The organism is Labedaea rhizosphaerae, assembly GCF_004362825.1.
Classification (GTDB): Bacteria; Actinomycetota; Actinomycetes; order Mycobacteriales; family Pseudonocardiaceae; genus Labedaea; species Labedaea rhizosphaerae.
Genome location: NZ_SNXZ01000003.1, coordinates 1,072,740 through 1,088,846, shown reverse-complemented (window position 1 = coordinate 1,088,846; position 16,107 = coordinate 1,072,740). Strand labels below are relative to the sequence as shown.

At 71.1% G+C, this 16,107-nt stretch carries 20 protein-coding genes and 1 pseudogene; 14 read left to right on the top strand and 7 right to left on the bottom strand.

Translation table 11 applies throughout. The features are described 5' to 3' along the window. Nucleotides 1-25 precede the first annotated feature (25 nt). Complete coding sequence (locus EV186_RS22250; RefSeq protein WP_133851214.1) at nt 26-1,012, bottom strand: helix-turn-helix domain-containing protein; 987 nt, start codon at nt 1,010-1,012, stop codon at nt 26-28. Nucleotides 1,013-1,250: 238 nt separating this feature from the next. Between EV186_RS22250 and EV186_RS22245 the strand changes: the two genes are divergently transcribed. The 7 genes from EV186_RS22245 (at nt 1,251) to EV186_RS22215 (ending at nt 6,192) form a co-directional block, all read left to right on the top strand. After that, nucleotides 1,251-1,592, top strand: coding sequence for a PadR family transcriptional regulator (locus EV186_RS22245; RefSeq protein WP_133851213.1), 342 nt, complete (start codon nt 1,251-1,253; stop codon nt 1,590-1,592). After that, entirely contained in the window at nt 1,592-2,554 is a 963-nt protein-coding gene (locus tag EV186_RS22240; RefSeq protein WP_133851212.1) for a permease prefix domain 1-containing protein, read from the top strand. The genes EV186_RS22245 and EV186_RS22240 overlap by 1 nt, the downstream gene beginning before the upstream one ends. After that, complete coding sequence (locus EV186_RS22235) at nt 2,551-3,234, top strand: VC0807 family protein (protein ID WP_133851211.1); 684 nt, start codon at nt 2,551-2,553, stop codon at nt 3,232-3,234. Before EV186_RS22240 ends, EV186_RS22235 begins: the two co-directional genes overlap by 4 nt. A gap of 83 nt (nt 3,235-3,317) precedes the next feature. After that, entirely contained in the window at nt 3,318-4,256 is a 939-nt protein-coding gene (locus EV186_RS22230) for a cobalamin-binding protein (RefSeq protein WP_133851210.1), read from the top strand. A gap of 139 nt (nt 4,257-4,395) precedes the next feature. Next, a complete protein-coding gene (locus tag EV186_RS22225) occupies nt 4,396-4,698 on the top strand; it encodes a type VII secretion target (protein ID WP_133851209.1) in 303 nt (100 codons plus the stop codon). After that, complete coding sequence (locus EV186_RS22220) at nt 4,691-5,860, top strand: EndoU domain-containing protein (protein ID WP_133851208.1); 1,170 nt, start codon at nt 4,691-4,693, stop codon at nt 5,858-5,860. Before EV186_RS22225 ends, EV186_RS22220 begins: the two co-directional genes overlap by 8 nt. A gap of 44 nt (nt 5,861-5,904) precedes the next feature. Beyond that, the gene (locus EV186_RS22215; protein ID WP_133851207.1) at nt 5,905-6,192 is read left to right on the top strand and encodes a hypothetical protein; all 288 of its coding nucleotides are present in this window, start codon (nt 5,905-5,907) and stop codon (nt 6,190-6,192) included. Between the two features lie 66 nt (nt 6,193-6,258). Here the strand turns inward: EV186_RS22215 and EV186_RS22210 are convergent, their stop codons facing one another. The 3 genes and pseudogenes from EV186_RS22210 to EV186_RS40130 all read right to left on the bottom strand — a co-directional run. Next, nucleotides 6,259-6,723 (bottom strand): hypothetical protein, encoded by a 465-nt coding sequence (locus EV186_RS22210; RefSeq protein ID WP_133851206.1) that lies wholly within the window; start codon nt 6,721-6,723, stop codon nt 6,259-6,261. Between the two features lie 16 nt (nt 6,724-6,739). Then, nucleotides 6,740-7,129 carry a hypothetical protein gene (locus EV186_RS40135; RefSeq protein WP_243754215.1) on the bottom strand — a complete coding sequence of 130 codons (390 nt, stop codon included), beginning with the start codon at nt 7,127-7,129 and terminating at the stop codon, nt 6,740-6,742. Between the two features lie 34 nt (nt 7,130-7,163). Next, a pseudogene (locus EV186_RS40130) lies at nt 7,164-7,319 on the bottom strand (sigma factor); the annotation flags it as partial. A gap of 53 nt (nt 7,320-7,372) precedes the next feature. Here EV186_RS40130 and EV186_RS22200 point away from each other — a divergent pair. The 3 genes from EV186_RS22200 (at nt 7,373) to EV186_RS22190 (ending at nt 9,070) form a co-directional block, all read left to right on the top strand. Beyond that, on the top strand, nt 7,373-7,699 hold the full coding sequence (locus EV186_RS22200) for an ArsR/SmtB family transcription factor (RefSeq protein ID WP_133851204.1): 327 nt from the start codon (nt 7,373-7,375) through the stop codon (nt 7,697-7,699). Beyond that, nucleotides 7,696-8,214, top strand: a complete 519-nt coding sequence (locus EV186_RS22195; protein ID WP_133851203.1) for an SRPBCC family protein — start codon at nt 7,696-7,698, stop codon at nt 8,212-8,214. The genes EV186_RS22200 and EV186_RS22195 overlap by 4 nt, the downstream gene beginning before the upstream one ends. A gap of 73 nt (nt 8,215-8,287) precedes the next feature. Then, nucleotides 8,288-9,070 carry a hypothetical protein gene (locus EV186_RS22190; RefSeq protein WP_133851202.1) on the top strand — a complete coding sequence of 261 codons (783 nt, stop codon included), beginning with the start codon at nt 8,288-8,290 and terminating at the stop codon, nt 9,068-9,070. Between the two features lie 17 nt (nt 9,071-9,087). Here EV186_RS22190 and EV186_RS22185 read toward each other — a convergent pair whose 3' ends face one another. Beyond that, nucleotides 9,088-9,984, bottom strand: coding sequence for a serine/threonine dehydratase (locus EV186_RS22185; protein WP_133851201.1), 897 nt, complete (start codon nt 9,982-9,984; stop codon nt 9,088-9,090). Nucleotides 9,985-10,046: 62 nt separating this feature from the next. On the opposite strand from EV186_RS22185, the gene EV186_RS22180 reads away from it, so the two are divergent. Next, nucleotides 10,047-11,081, top strand: a complete 1,035-nt coding sequence (locus EV186_RS22180; protein WP_279538315.1) for a methionine synthase — start codon at nt 10,047-10,049, stop codon at nt 11,079-11,081. On the opposite strand, the gene EV186_RS22175 is transcribed toward EV186_RS22180, so the two are convergent. Together EV186_RS22175 and EV186_RS22170 are read right to left on the bottom strand one after the other, a co-directional pair. Then, complete coding sequence (locus EV186_RS22175; RefSeq protein ID WP_133851200.1) at nt 11,082-11,813, bottom strand: methyltransferase domain-containing protein; 732 nt, start codon at nt 11,811-11,813, stop codon at nt 11,082-11,084. 4 nt (nt 11,814-11,817) lie between these two features. Then, nucleotides 11,818-12,717, bottom strand: a complete 900-nt coding sequence (locus tag EV186_RS22170; protein ID WP_133851199.1) for a LysR family transcriptional regulator — start codon at nt 12,715-12,717, stop codon at nt 11,818-11,820. 71 nt (nt 12,718-12,788) lie between these two features. Here EV186_RS22170 and EV186_RS22165 point away from each other — a divergent pair, with 71 nt between their 5' ends. Genes EV186_RS22165 through EV186_RS22155 form a run of 3 tightly spaced genes read left to right on the top strand, consistent with a single transcriptional unit; the run spans nt 12,789 to nt 16,107 of the window. Further along, a complete protein-coding gene (locus tag EV186_RS22165; RefSeq protein WP_133851198.1) occupies nt 12,789-13,457 on the top strand; it encodes a succinate dehydrogenase cytochrome b subunit in 669 nt (222 codons plus the stop codon). Then, complete coding sequence (locus tag EV186_RS22160; RefSeq protein ID WP_133851197.1) at nt 13,457-15,379, top strand: fumarate reductase/succinate dehydrogenase flavoprotein subunit; 1,923 nt, start codon at nt 13,457-13,459, stop codon at nt 15,377-15,379. The genes EV186_RS22165 and EV186_RS22160 overlap by 1 nt, the downstream gene beginning before the upstream one ends. Then, nucleotides 15,376-16,107 (top strand): succinate dehydrogenase/fumarate reductase iron-sulfur subunit, encoded by a 732-nt coding sequence (locus EV186_RS22155; protein ID WP_133851196.1) that lies wholly within the window; start codon nt 15,376-15,378, stop codon nt 16,105-16,107. Before EV186_RS22160 ends, EV186_RS22155 begins: the two co-directional genes overlap by 4 nt.

The window sequence follows — 16,107 nt, the reverse complement described above, 5'->3', positions numbered from 1 at the left end:
AGGCCCGCCCGGCGCGAACTGCTCGTCAGAGCCAGCCGCGCCGGGCGGCCTGCACCCCGAGCTGGAACCGGCTGCGGGCGGCGAGCGCGTCCTGCAACGCCATGATCCGCCGCGTCACGGTTCGTTCGCTCACCCCGAGTTCCCGCGCGATGGACGCGTCCGTGAGCCCGGCCCCCAGCAGCGCGAGCAGCTTGCGGGTGTCGTCGTTGGGGCCCTGCTCGGCGTCGAAGGCCACCTTGCCCGCGCTGATCGGGATCGCCAGCGTCCAGTAGGTCTCGAAGACCTCGATCAACGAGTCGAGGAAGCCGCTCGGCGAGAACACCAGGCCGTGCAACCGTTCCGGCCCGGACATGGGCGCGATCAGCACCGCCCGCTCGCCGTCGGCGATCTGGAGGTTGCACGGGACGGTCGGGAACACCCGGGCGGCCTCACCCGCCTCGGCCGACTCCTGGACCATCGCCATCACCGCGGGTTGCCGCAGGATCTGCGCCCCGTAGACCACCCGGTAGGCCACGCCGCGGCGCAACGCCTCGGCCGCGCCCGGGTGCTGGTGCGGTGGCGGGGCGCTGTCACCGCTGGGGCCGATCGACAGCGCCCGCACCTCCTTGGTCGCGTGTTCGTGCAGCGCGACGGCGGCCGCGACGACGGCGGCCGTGCTGGTCAGCGGCTCCAGGTAGTCCGGGCCGGTGGACTGCCGGGTCCAGACCCGGGCGAGCGTCTCGGCGGTCTCGCGGGCCGCGGCCGCCGCGCGCACGTACCGGTCGGCGAGCGCCTGCATCGGCAGCCGCGGCGGCATCGCCTCCAGCGCGCCGTCGTGCAGCTGGACCAGGCCGAGCGTCATGAGGTGGTCGACGGCCTCGCTGACCACGCCGGCCGGCATCGCCACGTCGTCGGCGAGCGCGTCCGGGTCGGCGCGCTCGCGTTGGACGATCGCCCGGTAGATCATCTCGGCCGGTTCGGGCAGTCCGAACTCAACGGCCGGTGACCCGGTCAGCAGCTCGCCCCCGGTCATGGCGCCCCTCCGTTCACCTATATGAACCGATCATCCCATTTGGCCCACTCTGCTGGTTCAACCGAGTGAAGGCAGGCAGCCGTTACTTCGGCTCGCGGTAGCGCCTGGCGAACCCATGCCCTGACCGGGTGATCTCCAAAGAGATCTGCTGCTCAGCCGGGCTTTGACACAACAGTGATGCAGCACGCACGTTGTCGTGCGTTGACGATAGTGTGTGTCGCACAGTATCGTGTGTCGTGTGAGCGGAGACGAGTTGCTGGACGCGCACCGGCAGGAGTTGTGGCGGGGCTCGGTCGTGCTCGCCAGCCTGCTGGCGTTGCAGAAGCCGGGTTACGGCTACGGATTGCTGGACGCGCTGGAGCGCGCCGGGGTACCCGCCCCGGCCAACACGCTCTACCCGTTGCTGCGCCGCCTCGAAGGCCAGGGCCTGCTGACCAGCGAATGGGACACCAGCGGCTCGCGGCCGCGGAAGTTCTACCGGACCAGCCGCGACGGGGTCCGGCTGGCGCGCGCGCTGCAACGCGAGTGGCGGGCCATCGACGCCGCGCTCACCCAACTGGACACCGAAGAGGGGGAGTAGTGACCACATCACTGACCGATCGCTACGTCGCCGCGACCGTGCGGCACGTGGCGGGCAGGCACCGCCAGGAGATCGAACGCGAGCTGCGGTCGTCGATCGCCGACGACGTCGAGGCCCGGGTCGAGCTCGGCGAGTCGCCCGAGGACGCCGAGTACGCCGCGCTGACCGAGCTCGGCGACCCGGACCACCTGGCCACCCGTTACGCCGATCGCTCGACCGTCCTCATCGGACCCGGCGTCTACCCGGGTTACAAGCGGGCGCTGGGGTTCGCGTTCCTGACCATCCTGCCGATCACCTACCTGGTCAACGGGATCGGGCGCTGGGTCAAGCACGCCAACGCGGGCGACGCGATCTTCGGCCCGCTCGGCGTCGCGCTGACCGCGGCCGTGTACGTGTTCGCCGGCGTGACCCTGCTGTACGTGCTCGTCGACCGGTTCGGCACCGACGACGGCGACCACGACAGCGAGGACGACAAGTGGACGCCCGCGCGGTTGCCGTTCGGCGACACCAGGCGGTCGACCACGTGGGCCGAAGTCGGCGCCGGAGCCGTGCTCGGTGTGCTGCTGATCGTCGCGTTGTTCGTCCAGCGGGCGATGCCGGTGACCACCGCGGGCGGCGCGCGGGTGCCGATCCTCGACCCGGGGCTCGACAGCTTCTGGATCTACTACTTCATCGCGCTGGTCGTGTTCGGGGTCGGGCTGGCCGTGCTGAACCTGCGCCTGGTCAAGTGGACCGTGCCGACCGCGGTGCTCGGCAGCGTGCTCGTGCTCGCCGCGACCGTGCCGCTGGCGGTCCTGTTCTGGCAGGCGAAGGTGCTCAACCCCGCGCTCGGCAACGAAACCCTTGCCACGCAAGGCAGTTGGGTCAGCTGGCTCGCGATCGCCGTGCTGGTGCTCGGCACCGTCGCGGTGCTCGTCAAGACCTGGCGGCACCGCACCACCGAAGGGGGAACCACGACATGAGCACGCAGACGATGGCGGCCACGCCGCCGCCCGCGACCGAACCGCCGACCGGGCTGCGCAAGCAGATGATCATCAACCTGGCGGTCAACCTCGTCGCACCGGCCGCGATGTTCTACGGCCTGCGCGCGCTCGGCGTGAACCAGTGGTGGGCGCTGCTGCTCGGGGTGCTGCCACCGGGGATCCGCGCCGGGTACACCCTGGTCAAGCGGCGCAAGATCGACACGCTCGCCGTGTTCACGCTCAGCATCCTGGTCCTCAGCGTCGGCATGTCGTTCGTGTCCGGCAGCCCGCGGTTCCTGCTGGCCAAGGACGGCTGGATGACCGCGGCGGCCGGGGCCTGGATGCTGGTCACGCTGGCCCGGACCCCGTTCATCTTCCAGGTGGTGCGCACGTTCCTGACCGGCCCGGCGGCCGAGCGCGCCGAGCTCAAGTGGCGCGATTCGCCGACCTACCGGCGGGTCCTGCGTGCCATCACCACGATGTGGGGCGTCGCACTGGTGCTCGACGCGGGGGTGCGTGTGGTGCTGGCGTACACGCTGCCGGTCGACCAGGTGCTGTTGATCAGTGGCCTGCAGTACGCGGCGCTGTACGTGACGCTCGAGGTGCTCACCCGGATCTTCGCCCGCCGCAAGGGGATCGCGGCCGCCGTCGAGGCCGAGTCGGGCCAGCGGTACCTGTGATGACGACGGCCGCTTCCCGGCCTTGTCCATCGTGGACGGCCGGAGCGCTCCGCCCCCGGCGCACGTCGAACTAGGCTGGGGTCATGCGAATCGTGTCGTTGTTGCCCGCCGCGACCGACTTGGTGGCCTGGCTGGGACGGGCCCACGAGCTCGTCGGCCGGACGCACGAGTGCGATTGGCCGCCGGCGGCGGTCGCGGGCGTTCCGGTCCTGACCGGCAGCGACATCGACGCCGAGCACATGTCCAGCCGGGAGATCGGGGCCGCGGTCGGCAAGGGGCATCAAGGTTCCTCGCTGTACACATTGGACAGCGAGCTGCTCGCCGAGCTCGCCCCGGACGTCGTGTTCACCCAGGACCTGTGCGACGTGTGCGCGTTGTCCTACGAGCGGGTGTCCGACGCCGTGCGGGTGATGGACGTCGGGCCGAAGGTGGTCAGCCTCGAGCCACGCACGCTCGACGACGTGCTGGACTGCCTGCGGGTCGTCGGCGACGTGCTCGGCGTGCCGGACCTCGCCGCGGCGAAGGTGGCCGAGTTGCGGGCCCGGCTGGACCGGCTGACCAGTCGCACGAAAGGCAAGCCACGCAAGAAGGTCGCCGTGATCGAGTGGCTCGATCCCGTGTGGCCCGCCGGGCACTGGGTGCCGGAGCAGGTCACCGCCGCCGGCGGGATCCCGCTGCTCGCCGCGCCGGGCGAGCACACCGAACCCGTCGCGTGGGAGGCGGTCGTCGCGGCCCGGCCGGACGTCGTCCTGCTCGCGCCCTGCGGGTTCAGCCCGGACCGCACGCTGGCCGAACTCGAGGTCCTCACGCGGCTGCCCGGCTGGTCCGAGCTGAGCGAGGTGTGGGTGCTCGACGGCCCGGCCTACTTCAACCGGCCCGGGCCGCGGGTGGTCCGTGGCGCCGAGGTGCTGGCGTGGGTCCTGCATGGCGTCGAAGCGGATCCCCCGGTGACGCCGGGTGAAGCGCGAAGCCTGCACGGCGGCGGAAGCCGGACGGAAGCGGGCCGGAAGCCTTCTCGTTGAGAGTGGTCACCGACCACGAAGAACGCGGCACGCGTGCGCGCCGGCGAGCGGTGTGAACCCCGTCGCATCGGACGGATACGCCCGAACACGGCGCCGGACCTTCGTGTACTTGTGTACCAGTGAGTAACGGGAGGTTACGGTGAGCGACGGCTTCGCCACGCATTTGCCGGGTCTGCGCTCGGCCGGGCAACGCGTGCACGCGGTCACCGGCGAGCTGCGCGCAAGCGTGGCCAAGGCGCCGACCGAGGACGGGGTGAGCGTCGGGCACGACGGGCTGGACCGGGAACTGCGGGCGTTCGGCACGCGTGGCCGGGCCGCCGCACGCGGGTTCGCCGACGAGAGCGCGTCGATCGGCGACCGGCTCCACGCCGTCGCCGAGCACTACGAACGGGTCGACTCCGACGTGGCCGCCGCGCTGACCAAGGTGTACCCCGGTGGCTGAGCTCGGCGAGACCACCGATCCCCGCGCGTTGATCCCCGGCGACCCGCAGGCGTTGCGGTCGTGGGCGCAGGGCTGGCGCACGTTCGGTGGCGCGGTGGACACCGCGCACCAGGACCTGAACGGCGCGGATCCCGGCCCATGGCAAGGTGAAGCGCGCCAGGCGTACACCGGCTACCTGCGCGCCACGACGCCCAGCTGGACCGGCGGCAGCGACGCCTACCGCGGCGCGGCGGACGCGGTGTCCCGCTACGCCGACACCCTCGAGTGGGCGCACGGCGCGGTCACCACGGTCGTCGACGACCACGAGCGGGCAACCACCCCGGAAGGCAAGGCCGCGGCCACGACCGAACTGCAGCGGATCCGCGCGCAGGTCACCGGCTCCGGCGACGACGCGGCCCGCGCGCTCGCCGCCGCCCACCCGAAGCCACCGGCCCCGCAAATGTCCACAATGGTCGCTCCGGCGGCCGGGCGCGGGCCAGGCCGCTACTCCGGTTGGGAGGACGTGCCGACCGAGCACCCGGACCCCAACGCGATCAACGCCGAGGGCCGGCGGGTCCACATCCTCTGGGGTGACGAGTGGGGCGGTGGGCACCACCACGACAGCGGCAAGCCCGGCAAGACGGTCTTCCCGGAGAGCTGGGACGACGACAAGATCATCGACAACGTCAACGACGTCGCCAAGAACCCGGACCAGCCGCCACGCCAGCAACGCAACGGCAACTGGATCGCCGAGGGCACAAGGGATGGCGTGCGCGTCGAGGTGATCATCGACGAGAACGGCAACGTGGTCACCGCGTACCCGGTGGACGGTCCGGGCGTCGCGGTCAACGACGAGAACGGCGACCCGCAGCCGATCAACCCCGAGGACGACTCCGACGACCCCGACGGTGACAAGGAAGAGATCGACCCGGAGAAGGAGCGGGAAGAAGCCGACGAGGAGGACGAGGACGCGGCCTGGGAACGCCACAAGGCCGAGGAGCAACGGCGGCGGGCCGAGGAGGCCGAGCACATCGGCGACGACGACATGGCGTCGGAGGAGGCAGGCGCGGCCGAGGAGAGCGAGGCCGGCGCCGACGCCGCGGAGCTGGCCGCCGACCGCCACCGCCGCCGTGCCGACCAGGCTGAGGACGCGGACACTTACCTGATCGAGATGCCCTGGTGAGCCCCAACGACCCGAGGACGACGGCGAGAACACCGATGACACCGATGACACCGATCGAGTTGCGGGACAAGTCGGCGGCCCTGCTCGACCGCCTCGCCGACCGGCTGCCCGCCGCGGAGCTGAGCCAGCTGCGCCGGTACAACGCCGTGGGCGAATGGGGTGTGCTGGTCGACGAGCTGACCGCGGCCCTGGTGCAGGACGGGATCGCGGTCCGACCGTCCGAACGCGACTCCCTGCGCGAGCTGCTCTACGCGTTCGACCCGCCCGGCCAGACGTACAAGTACATCGCCCGCCGCGACGAGGTGCTCACCCAGCTCGTCGTCGAGGCCTAGACAGCACGAAGGACTCGCCCCGGCTCGGGGCGAGTCCTTCGTGGACTTGGCTCGGCTGGCCTTGGCTCAGGCCGCGGCCGACGGGGCGGAGGCGTTGCGGAAGGCAAGGCCGGCGCCGACGGTCGAGACGATCGCCGCGATGAGACCGATGAACAGGCCGAAGCTGGTCCCGGCGCTGAACCCGGCGTCCGCGGGGAGCACACCGAACTCGCTGTCGCTGGGCATGGTCAGCCAGCGGATCACGATGATCACCGTGGCCGCCCCGGCGAGGATCAGCCAGATCAGCGGCAGCCGCTGGACCTGGGTGCCGAAGTGCGGCAGGAGCACCAGCACCGCCGCGGCGATCAGCATCAGCACGGGCAGCCACCCGCCGATGCCGACCTCCCAAGCGCTGGCGCTGACGCTCGTGTTGATCAGGCCGGAAACGCTGGCCGACCACCACGGGAACAAACTTGCCAGCAACGCCAGCACGCCCGCGCCGATCCCCGCCCACTCCAAGGTGGAGACTCGCTTAGCGTCGAACTGCGCCATGTGATGACACCCTTCCTCATACCCCCAAAAGCAAACGAATGCGCGCAAAGGTACATCGCCGGGTCTTGCCGATTAGATACGCGCCCGAGGCCAGGCGGTAACGAAATGGCATCGCGGTCGCCAGGTACTCGCACACCGTGTTCGGTTGGCTATTCACCGTCAACAATCGGGGTTTCGTGAGCGCTGGGCGTGGGCCGTAGGCCGGGTGGAACGCGCCGACGAACCGCTCGCGGAATTTCCGTCTGATCCCGAGGTGTTGGCAAAGGCAATCAGCATTGCGGTGTGGCCCGCAATTGGTCACGCCGGCCGTTGCGACCTCCTCGGCGAGTTCGCGGCTCGCGGGAGCCGCCACCTCGGCGCGGAAGTTGGTCTCGAAGGCCGCGTGCGTCACGCGCCCCTCGAGCATTGTGTCCACAGTGGAGTGACGGGCGCACCGAGCTGCGGCCCTCGAACGACGCGAACCCCTGCCACGCGCCGAGCAGCGCGTTCTGCACGGCGTCCTCGGCGTCCTGGACCGAGCCCAGCATGCGGTAGCAGTGCGCGTGCAGCTCGCGCCGGTGGGCCGCGACCAGCTCCGCGAACGCCCCTTCGTCCATGCGGGTCATCTTGCCAGTTGACATGTGACCTTTTGGTCACATATCTTTCTGTCATGCCGAGCGACGGAAGCGACAAGGTCTTCAAGGCCCTCGCCGACCCAACCCGGCGGCTGTTGCTGGACCGGCTGTTCGAACGGGACGGCCGCACGCTGACCGAGCTGGAGTCCGAACTGGAGATGAGCCGGTTCGGGGTGATGAAGCACCTGAAGGTCCTCGAAGAGGCCGACTTGGTCATCACGCGCAAGCAGGGCCGGGAGAAGTTGCACTTCCTCAACCCGGTGCCGATCCAGCTGATCCACGACCGGTGGATCGACAAGTACACCGAGCGCCAGGTCTCGGCGCTCACCGAGCTCAAACGCCGACTGGAGGAACAGCCATGACCACCGCCACCTCTGCCCGGACCGTGCAGGTCTACCGGATCTACATCAAGGCGACCAAGCAGGCCGTGTGGGACGCGATCACCAAGCCCGAGTGGACGGACCGCTACGGCTACGGCGGCAAGACCGACTACGACCTCACCCCCGGTGCGCCCTACCGGACCCACCCGAGCGACGCCATGGTCAAGGCCGGTGAGGACATGGGCTTCCCGACCCCCGACGTGATCGTCGACGGCGAGGTCGTCGAGGCCGACGCGCCGAACAGACTGGTCGTCACCTGGCGGATGCTGATGGACCCGGGTCTCGCGGCCGAGGGCTTCACCACGCTCACGTGGGAGATCAAGGAAGTGGCGTCGGGCGGGGTCAAGCTGACCGTCTCGCACGACGTGACCGGCGCGCCCGGCATCGGCCAGATGATCGAGGGCACCGACGAGGACAAGGGCGCGGGCGGTGGCTGGGCGTGGGTGCTCAGTGACTTGAAGTCGCTGCTGGAGACCGGGGCCACGCTCGGGAACTGATCCCGTGCACAAGGTTTGCCGGATCGTGCAGTGACGGGCCTGGTGGACACGCCCCATGACCGATCGTGGAGCCATGCGAGAGCACCTGCGGTTGGCCATCGGGGCGTGCCTCGTCGTGGCCGCCTCGGCCGCGACGGTGGGCGTCGCGGCCGGCGGCACCCCGATCCGGACCCGCCAGGTGTCGCTCGTCCTCGACTACTCGGTGGCCCAGGCGTGCGACGTGCACCCGAACTACCCGGGGGATCGCGCGCCGGGCAACGACATCGGCTGGCGGATCGCCCCGGGCGACACGGTGGCCTGGCTGTACAACGCGGACGCCACGTGGTCGGTGGTCGCCGACGACAAGTACCGCGACAGCACCGCGCACCCGGCGTGGGGCTTCGTGCGCCGCGACTGCATCGGCACTTCCCTTGGGGGCGAAGCGTTTCCGACTTCGCTGAGCCGCTACCCGTCCGGTCGCGTGGTGCCGCTGCGGGAGCTCGAGGGCCGCAGCGCGGTCACCAGCGACCACTACCGGCCGGTGACGTTCCGGCCGTCGGCCGGCCGCGTGACCGGCGCTCGCACCGTCCTTTCGATGGGCACCCTGCGCGACACGGCCAACCGGTTCGTGATCGGCACGGTGTTCCCCGGCTGGCACGTGCGCGTGACCGACGAGCACTCGAGCGGGTGGACCAAGGTCTACGTGCCGCACTTGAAGCGGTGGGGCTGGGTGGAGGACACCCATTTCGCCCTACCCGGCGCCGGTATTTCTCGCGCGCGCGAGGGCAGCCCCCGCCCTCCCGAGGGCACCCCTGAAACCAGCCTATCGGCTCTGACCAGCGAAAACGGTGGAGCGGCCGAATCTGTGGACAACTAGGTGCCTGTGGAAAACCGCTAAGCCGGGGTCCAGGCGGCGTTGGCCCCGCACACGACCAGGCAAGGCAGCTCACCCGGCACCCGCCCCGCGAGCCACGCGGCCAAGGGCGCGGCCGCGGCCGGCTCGACGGCCAGGCGGAAGTGCGACCACAGCACGTCCCGCGCCGCGAGGATTTCCTCGTCGCTGACCAGGACCGATCGGATGTCCGCATCCTTCAGCACCGCGAACGGGATCTCGCCGACGCGGGTCGCCCCCAACGCCGACGACGCGACCGAAGCCACGCGCGTGTCCACCGGACGCCCGGCCTTCAAAGCCTGGTGCACGGCCGAGCAACCCTCCGGCTCCACCACGACCACGTTCCGGCCGCCGCTGCCGAGCACGGTTCCGGCCGCGAGCCCGCCGCCGCCCGCCGCGACCACGAGGTTGTCCACGTCCGGCGCGTCGGCCACGACCTCCGCCGCCAGCGTGCCCTGGCCCGCGACCACCAGCGGGTCGTCGTAGGCGGGCAGGTAGCGGGCGCCGTCGGCATCGGCTTGCGCGGCTTCGGCGGCCTCGGCGTAGCTCGCGCCGCCGCGGACCAGTTTCGCGCCGGTGGCGGCGATCGCGTCGGCCTTGACCGCGGGCGTGGGTTCGGGCACGTAGATGGTGGCGGGCAGGTCGAGCAGGCGGGCCGCGGTGGCGACGGCCAAGCCGTGGTTGCCGCCGGACGCGGTCACCACGCGGTCGGGCCGGGAGCCGCCGAGCAGGGCGTTGAGGGCACCGCGGATCTTGAACGAACCGGTCAGCTGCACCAGTTCGAGCTTGAGCACGAGCGGGCTGCCGTCGAGTTCCGCGCGCAGCACCGGGGTGCGCCGGGCCCGGCCGCGGATCCGGTCGGCCGCGGCGGAGACGTCGGCGGAGGTCGGGAGGGTCATGCCTCCACCTTGGACCAAACCCCGGCCTGCGCGCCCGTGCCGTGACCCTGGACACTGGGCGCGTGAGTACTCCATGGCGGCCGGGCACCGCGACCGGCGTCGGTTCGATGCCTGGTGTGGACCCCGTCGAAGCCGCCTCGGTCGTGGTCGGCGAGTTGCCCGGGCTGCCGCACCTGCCCGAGTTGCCCGCGCGTGGTCTCGGGGCCGACATCATCGGCCGGTCCGCCGCGCTGCTGGTCGACCTGGCGGTCGAGGAGGTGCCGTCGGGTTACCGGGTCACCGCGCGCCCCGGCGGCGACCACCGGCGGGCCGTCGACTCGCTGCGCCGTGATCTCGACGCGTTCGAGGAGGCCGTCGAGCGTTCCGGGGTGCGGCCGTCCGTGGTGAAGGTGCAGGCGGCCGGGCCGTGGACGCTGACCTCCGGGATCGAACTGCCGCGCGGGCGACGGGTGATGACCGATCCGGGGGCGTTGCGGGAGTTCACCGAGTCGTTGAACGAAGGTCTGGCCGCGCACGTGTCCGAGGTGGCCAAGCGGATCGGCGCTTCGGTTGTGGTGCAACTGGACGAGCCGTCGCTGCCGAGCGTCCTGGCCGGCGCGCTGCCCACGCCGTCGGGCTACGGCAACGTGCCCGCGGTGCCCGAGCCCGACGCCCGCGACGTGCTGCACGGCGTGATCGAGGCCGCCGGCGCGGTCACGGGGCAGCCGGTCGTCGTGCACTGCTGTGCCGCGCGACCACCCGTCGGCCTGCTGGCGTCCGCCGGCGCCGGGGCGTTGTCGCTGGACGCGACGTCGTTGGACGGGCTGCCCACCGCGGTGGCCGACGAATTGGGCGAGGCCTGGGATTCCGGGGTCGTCTTGTTCCTGGGGCTGGTGCCGAGCGTCGACCCCGGAAGGCCGGTCACGCTCGCCGAGGTCGCCGGGCCCGCGTTGCGACTGGCCGACCGGCTCGGGTTCGCTCGCTCGACGCTGGCCAATCTCGCCGTGGCCACGCCCACGTGTGGCATGGCCGGCGCCTCGGCTTCGTGGGCCACGCGCGCGCTGGGCCTGTGCCGGGACCTCGGCAAGGCGTTCGTGGAGCCACCCGAGTCCTGGTGACTACGGCCGGTGCGCCACCACACCGAACATCGTCACCGAGAAGTGCAGGGCGCCGCGCTCGGCCGCCTCCGCCAGCTCACCGAACAACTGGTCGCGGTCGGCTTCCGAGATGGCCCCACGCCGCAGCGCCCCGTCCGCCATCATCCGCACCAGGTCCCAGGCCACCTCGTCGTGCGGCCGGATCAACGCCTGCGAGCCCACGTCGTCGATCTCCAGCCCGGCCGCGGAGAGCCAGCCCGCCAGCATGCGTCCCGCAAACGGTTGCGGCATCGGCACTTCGCTCACTGCGGCCACCACCCGGGGATCGCCGGGATGCAAGATCGTTGTGGCCCAGTCGGTGTCCAGCAACGCCACCCGTCCACCCGGCCGCAACACCCGCGCGAACTCCGCGGCCGCCACCGATGGCGCCTTCAAGTGCTGGAAAACCCGCTCACACCACAAGACATCGATCGACGCGTCCGACACCGGCAGCGCGCAAGCATCCCCGGCCACGAAGCTCGCCGAGCCGGCGGCGCGCCGCACCGCCTCCGCACGCACCTCCGCATTGGGCTCCACACCTACAGCGGTTCCCGCGGCGTCAGCCAACTGGATCGTCGTCGAGCCGGTTCCGCAGCCGACGTCCAGTGCGCGTTCGCCCGGTCGCGCGGCCAGTTCCGCGTGCGCCCAGTCGCGCAGGCGCATCACCCCGGCCGTCGCCGCCTGCGCGTCCAGTGCTTCGACCAGTCGGGACATGCGATCACGCTATAACGCCCGCAAGCGGCGCGTCGCGCAGGAACGTCGTCAGCGTTTCGCGCACCGCCCGCGCCGCGTTAGTCGGCGTCACGTCCTTGCGGTGCGCCAACGACACCGTGCGTGTCAGGGCGGGGGTCAGTTTCGCCGAACCCAGCAACGGCCGGTTCGCCAGCACCATGCTCGGCACCACCGCGACCCCGAGCCCGGACTCCACGAACCGCAGCACCGCGTCCATCTCGCCGCCCTCGACGGCGAACCGCGGCTCGAACCCGGCCTGGTGGCACGCCTGCAAGGTGCTTTCCCGCAAGTCGTAGCCGTCGCGGAACATCACCATGTCCTTGTCCCGCAACCACGTGATGCGCACCGCACGCGGCGGCTCCGCGCCCGCGGCCGTCGCGACCACGAGTTCCTCGCGCAGCAAGGGCGTTGTCTCCAACGCGGGGTCGAGGCCCTGCGGCGGTTCGATCACCAACGCGAGGTCCAGCTCGCCACGCACCAGGGCCGCCGTCAGGTCCTGCGAGCCGCCTTCGTGCACCACCAGCCGGACTCCGGGGGCCTCGGCGTGGAAGCGGCGCAGCACGTCGGCGAGCATGCTCACGCACAAGCTCGGCGTCGCACCGATGCGGACTCGGCCGCGGCGAAGGCCAAGCAGCTCACCGACTTCGCGGCGCGCGAGGTCCACATCGGACAGGATGCGCTCGGCGATCGGGTGCAGCGCCTCGCCCGCCGGGGTCAGCGCCACGTGCCCGCGTGCGCGGCTGAAGAGCGGCGCGCCGAGCTCGGTCTCCAGGCTCTGGATCTGCTTCGACAGCGAGGGCTGGGCCACGTGGGTCAGCTCGGCGGCCCGGGTGAAGTTCCGGGTGCCGGCCACCGCGAGGAAGTAGACCAGTTGCTGCAGGGTCATAGCCTCAGTCTATCGTCATGAGCTTTTCCATATATTGGACCTAGCGTCGTGACGTTCCTACGGTCGAGGACATGGCGACGTTCACCGCGCCCCGGCTGTGGAGCAGCACCGTGGGCAAGAAGGCGGTCATGGCGGTCACCGGCGTGGTGTTGCTGCTCTACGTCGTGGCGCACATGGCGGCCAACCTCAAGATCTTCGTCGGGCCGGAGTCGCTCGACGGCTACGGGCGCTGGCTGCGCGGGCTCGGTGCGGGCGCGTTCGGCTACGGCGGCCTGATCTGGATCGCCCGGGTGGTGCTGGTGGCCGCGGTCGTGCTGCACATGACGGCCGCGGTCCAGCTCGCCCGCCGGGCCCACGCCGCGCGCCCGGTCGCCTACCAGGTCCGTCCGCGTGTGCACGGCAGCTACGCGGCGCGGACGATGCGCTGGGGTGGCGTGCTGATCGCGTTGTTCGTGGTCTACCACGTGCTGGACATCACGACCGGCACCGTGAACCCGCACGGCGTGCCCGGCGAGGACTACGCGAACGTCGTGGCGAGCTTCCAGCGCTGGTACGTCGTGCTGTTCTACCTGTTCGCCGTCGTCGCGCTGGGCTTGCACCTGCGCCACGGCGCGGCGAGCGCACTGCGCAGCCTCGGCTCCGCGCGTGCCGTGCAACCGGTCGCCGTCGGCCTGGCCGTCCTGGTCACCGCCGGGTTCGCGGTCGTTCCGCTTTCCGTCTACTTCGGACTGGTGAAGTAATGGACTACACCACAGGTGCCCCGATCGCCGACACCCGCGCGCCCGACGGCCCGCTGGCGGGCCGCTGGGAACGGCGCCGCTTCGAGGCGCGGCTGGTCAGCCCGGCCAACCGGCGCAAGCGCTCGGTGATCGTGGTCGGCACCGGCCTGGCCGGCGGCTCGGCCGCCGCGACGCTGGGCGAGCTGGGGTATCGCGTCGCGGCGTTCTGCTTCCAGGACAGCCCGCGCCGCGCGCACAGCATCGCCGCGCAGGGCGGGATCAACGCCGCCAAGAACTACGCGGGCGACGGCGACAGCGTGCACCGCCTCTTCCACGACACCATCAAGGGCGGCGACTTCCGGTCCCGCGAGTCCAATGTGTACCGGCTGGCCGAGCTGAGCGTGCAGATCATCGACCAGGCCGTGGCGCAGGGCGTGCCGTTCGCCCGGGACTACGGCGGCCTGCTGGAGACGCGGTCGTTCGGCGGCGCCCAGGTCTCGCGCACGTTCTACGCCCGCGGTCAGACCGGCCAGCAACTGCTGCTCGGCGCGTACCAGGCGCTGTCCCGGCAGGTCGCGGCGGGCACGGTGACCATGCACCCGCGCACCGAGATGCTCGACCTCGTCGTGTCCGGCGGACGGGCACGCGGGATCGTGGTGCGCGACCTGGTCACCGGCGAGGTCTCCACGCACCTGGCCGACGCCGTGGTGCTGGCCTCCGGCGGCTACGGCAACACGTACTACCTGTCGACGAACGCCAAGGGCAGCAACGCCTCCGCGATCTGGCGGGCTCACCGGCGTGGTGCGTTGTTCGCCAATCCCGCGTTCACGCAGATCCACCCGACGTGCATCCCGGTCAGCGGCGCGCACCAGTCGAAGCTGACCTTGATGAGCGAGTCGCTGCGCAACGACGGGCGGGTGTGGGTGCCCCGCGAGGCCGGCGATCCGCGGCCGAGCGCCGAGATCCCTGAAGAGGACCGCGACTACTTCCTGGAACGGATGTATCCCAGCTTCGGCAACCTCGTCCCGCGCGACATCGCGTCTCGTGCGGCGAAGGAGGTGTGCGATGCGGGCCGCGGCGTGGGCCCGGGCGGGCTCGGCGTCTACCTCGACTTCGCCGACGCGCTGAATCGCCTCGGCCGCCAAGCGGTCGAGGCCCGGTACGGCAACCTCTTCCAGATGTACCAGCGGATCACGGCGGAGGATCCGTACACCTCGCCGATGCGCATCTACCCCGCCGTGCACTACACGATGGGTGGTCTGTGGGTCGACTACGACCTGCGCAGCACCATCCCCGGCTTGTTCGTGATCGGCGAGGCCAACTTCTCCGACCACGGCGCCAACCGGCTCGGCGCGAGCGCGTTGATGCAGGGCCTGGCCGACGGGTACTTCGTGCTCCCGGTGTCCATTGCGGACTACCTGGCCGACGCGCCGTTCGACTCGGTCGACCCGCAGTCCGTGAGCGAGGCCGAGCGGGATGTGCACGACCGTGTGGTTGCGCTGCTCGCCGTGGACGGGCACCGCACCGTCGACGAGTTCCACCGCGAGCTGGGCCGGCTGATGTGGGACCACTGCGGGATGGAACGCAACGAGCCGGGTCTGCGCAAGGCCCTGGACCGGGTGCGCGAGCTGCGTGCCGAGTTCTGGGCCGACGTCAGGGTTTCCGGGGACGCGGACGGCCTCAACCAGGCGCTGGAGCGGGCCGGGCGGGTCGCGGACTTCCTCGAACTGGCCGAGCTGATGTGCGTGGATGCCTTGCACCGCACCGAGTCCTGCGGCGCGCACTACCGCACGGAGAGCCGCACCGCCACCGGCGACGCACTGCGCAACGACGAGGAGTTCAGCTACGTGGCCGCATGGGAGTACACCGGGCAGGTGCCGGTGCTGCACAAGGAGGAACTGGTGTTCACCGAGGTCCAGCCGAGCACGCGGAGCTACCGATGAAGGTGCGCTTGCGGATCTGGCGGCAGGCCGGCGAATACGACCCGGGGCGTCTCGTCGCGTACGAGGTCGAGGACGCGTCGCCGGACATGTCGTTCCTGGAGCTGCTCGATGTGCTGAACGAGCGGCTGATCGCGGCCGGCGAGCGCCCGGTGGCGTTCGACCACGATTGCCGCGAGGGCATCTGCGGCATGTGCGGGATGATGATCAACGGCAGCGCCCACGGCCCCCGCCGCGAGACGACGACCTGCCAGCTGTACCTGCGTGACCTGCCGACCCGCCGGCCGATCACGGTGGAACCGTGGCGAGCCAAGGGTTTCCCGGTGATCCGGGACCTGGTGGTCGACCGGTCGGCGCTGGACAAGGTCATCCAGGCGGGCGGCTACATCAGCGCACCCACCGGCAGCGCCCCGGAAGCCAACGCCGTGCCCGTGCCCAAAGCGGACGCGTCCCGCGCCTTCGACGCGGCGGCATGCATCGGCTGCGGCGCCTGCGTCGCGGCCTGCCCGAACGGCTCGGCAACCCTGTTCACCGCGGCGAAGGTCGCCCACCTGGGCACGCTGCCGCAAGGCCAACCCGAACGCGCCGCGCGGGCGGCCGCCATGGTCGAAGCGCAAGACGACCTGGGCTTCGGCGGCTGCACCCAGATGGGCGAATGCGTCGCCGCGTGCCCCAAAGGCATCGGCATGGACGTCATAGCCCACCTCAACCACGACGTCCTGTACGGCTAA

Excerpts from the sequence above, each read along its gene's own strand:
- EV186_RS22165 (WP_133851198.1), top strand. The coding sequence starts at position 12,789 with ATGGCGACGTTCACCGCGCCCCGGCTGTGGAGCAGCACCGTGGGCAAG.
- EV186_RS40135 (WP_243754215.1), bottom strand. The coding sequence starts at position 7,129 with ATGCTCGAGGGGCGCGTGACGCACGCGGCCTTCGAGACCAACTTCCGC.
- EV186_RS22200 (WP_133851204.1), top strand. The coding sequence starts at position 7,373 with ATGCCGAGCGACGGAAGCGACAAGGTCTTCAAGGCCCTCGCCGACCCA.
- EV186_RS22235 (WP_133851211.1), top strand. The coding sequence starts at position 2,551 with ATGAGCACGCAGACGATGGCGGCCACGCCGCCGCCCGCGACCGAACCG.
- EV186_RS22175 (WP_133851200.1), bottom strand. The coding sequence starts at position 11,813 with ATGTCCCGACTGGTCGAAGCACTGGACGCGCAGGCGGCGACGGCCGGG.
- EV186_RS22250 (WP_133851214.1), bottom strand. The coding sequence starts at position 1,012 with ATGACCGGGGGCGAGCTGCTGACCGGGTCACCGGCCGTTGAGTTCGGA.
- EV186_RS22215 (WP_133851207.1), top strand. The coding sequence starts at position 5,905 with ATGACACCGATCGAGTTGCGGGACAAGTCGGCGGCCCTGCTCGACCGC.
- EV186_RS22190 (WP_133851202.1), top strand. The coding sequence starts at position 8,288 with ATGCGAGAGCACCTGCGGTTGGCCATCGGGGCGTGCCTCGTCGTGGCC.
- EV186_RS22210 (WP_133851206.1), bottom strand. The coding sequence starts at position 6,723 with ATGGCGCAGTTCGACGCTAAGCGAGTCTCCACCTTGGAGTGGGCGGGG.
- EV186_RS22185 (WP_133851201.1), bottom strand. The coding sequence starts at position 9,984 with ATGACCCTCCCGACCTCCGCCGACGTCTCCGCCGCGGCCGACCGGATC.
- EV186_RS22155 (WP_133851196.1), top strand. The coding sequence starts at position 15,376 with ATGAAGGTGCGCTTGCGGATCTGGCGGCAGGCCGGCGAATACGACCCG.
- EV186_RS22170 (WP_133851199.1), bottom strand. The coding sequence starts at position 12,717 with ATGACCCTGCAGCAACTGGTCTACTTCCTCGCGGTGGCCGGCACCCGG.
- EV186_RS22230 (WP_133851210.1), top strand. The coding sequence starts at position 3,318 with ATGCGAATCGTGTCGTTGTTGCCCGCCGCGACCGACTTGGTGGCCTGG.
- EV186_RS22195 (WP_133851203.1), top strand. The coding sequence starts at position 7,696 with ATGACCACCGCCACCTCTGCCCGGACCGTGCAGGTCTACCGGATCTAC.
- EV186_RS22160 (WP_133851197.1), top strand. The coding sequence starts at position 13,457 with ATGGACTACACCACAGGTGCCCCGATCGCCGACACCCGCGCGCCCGAC.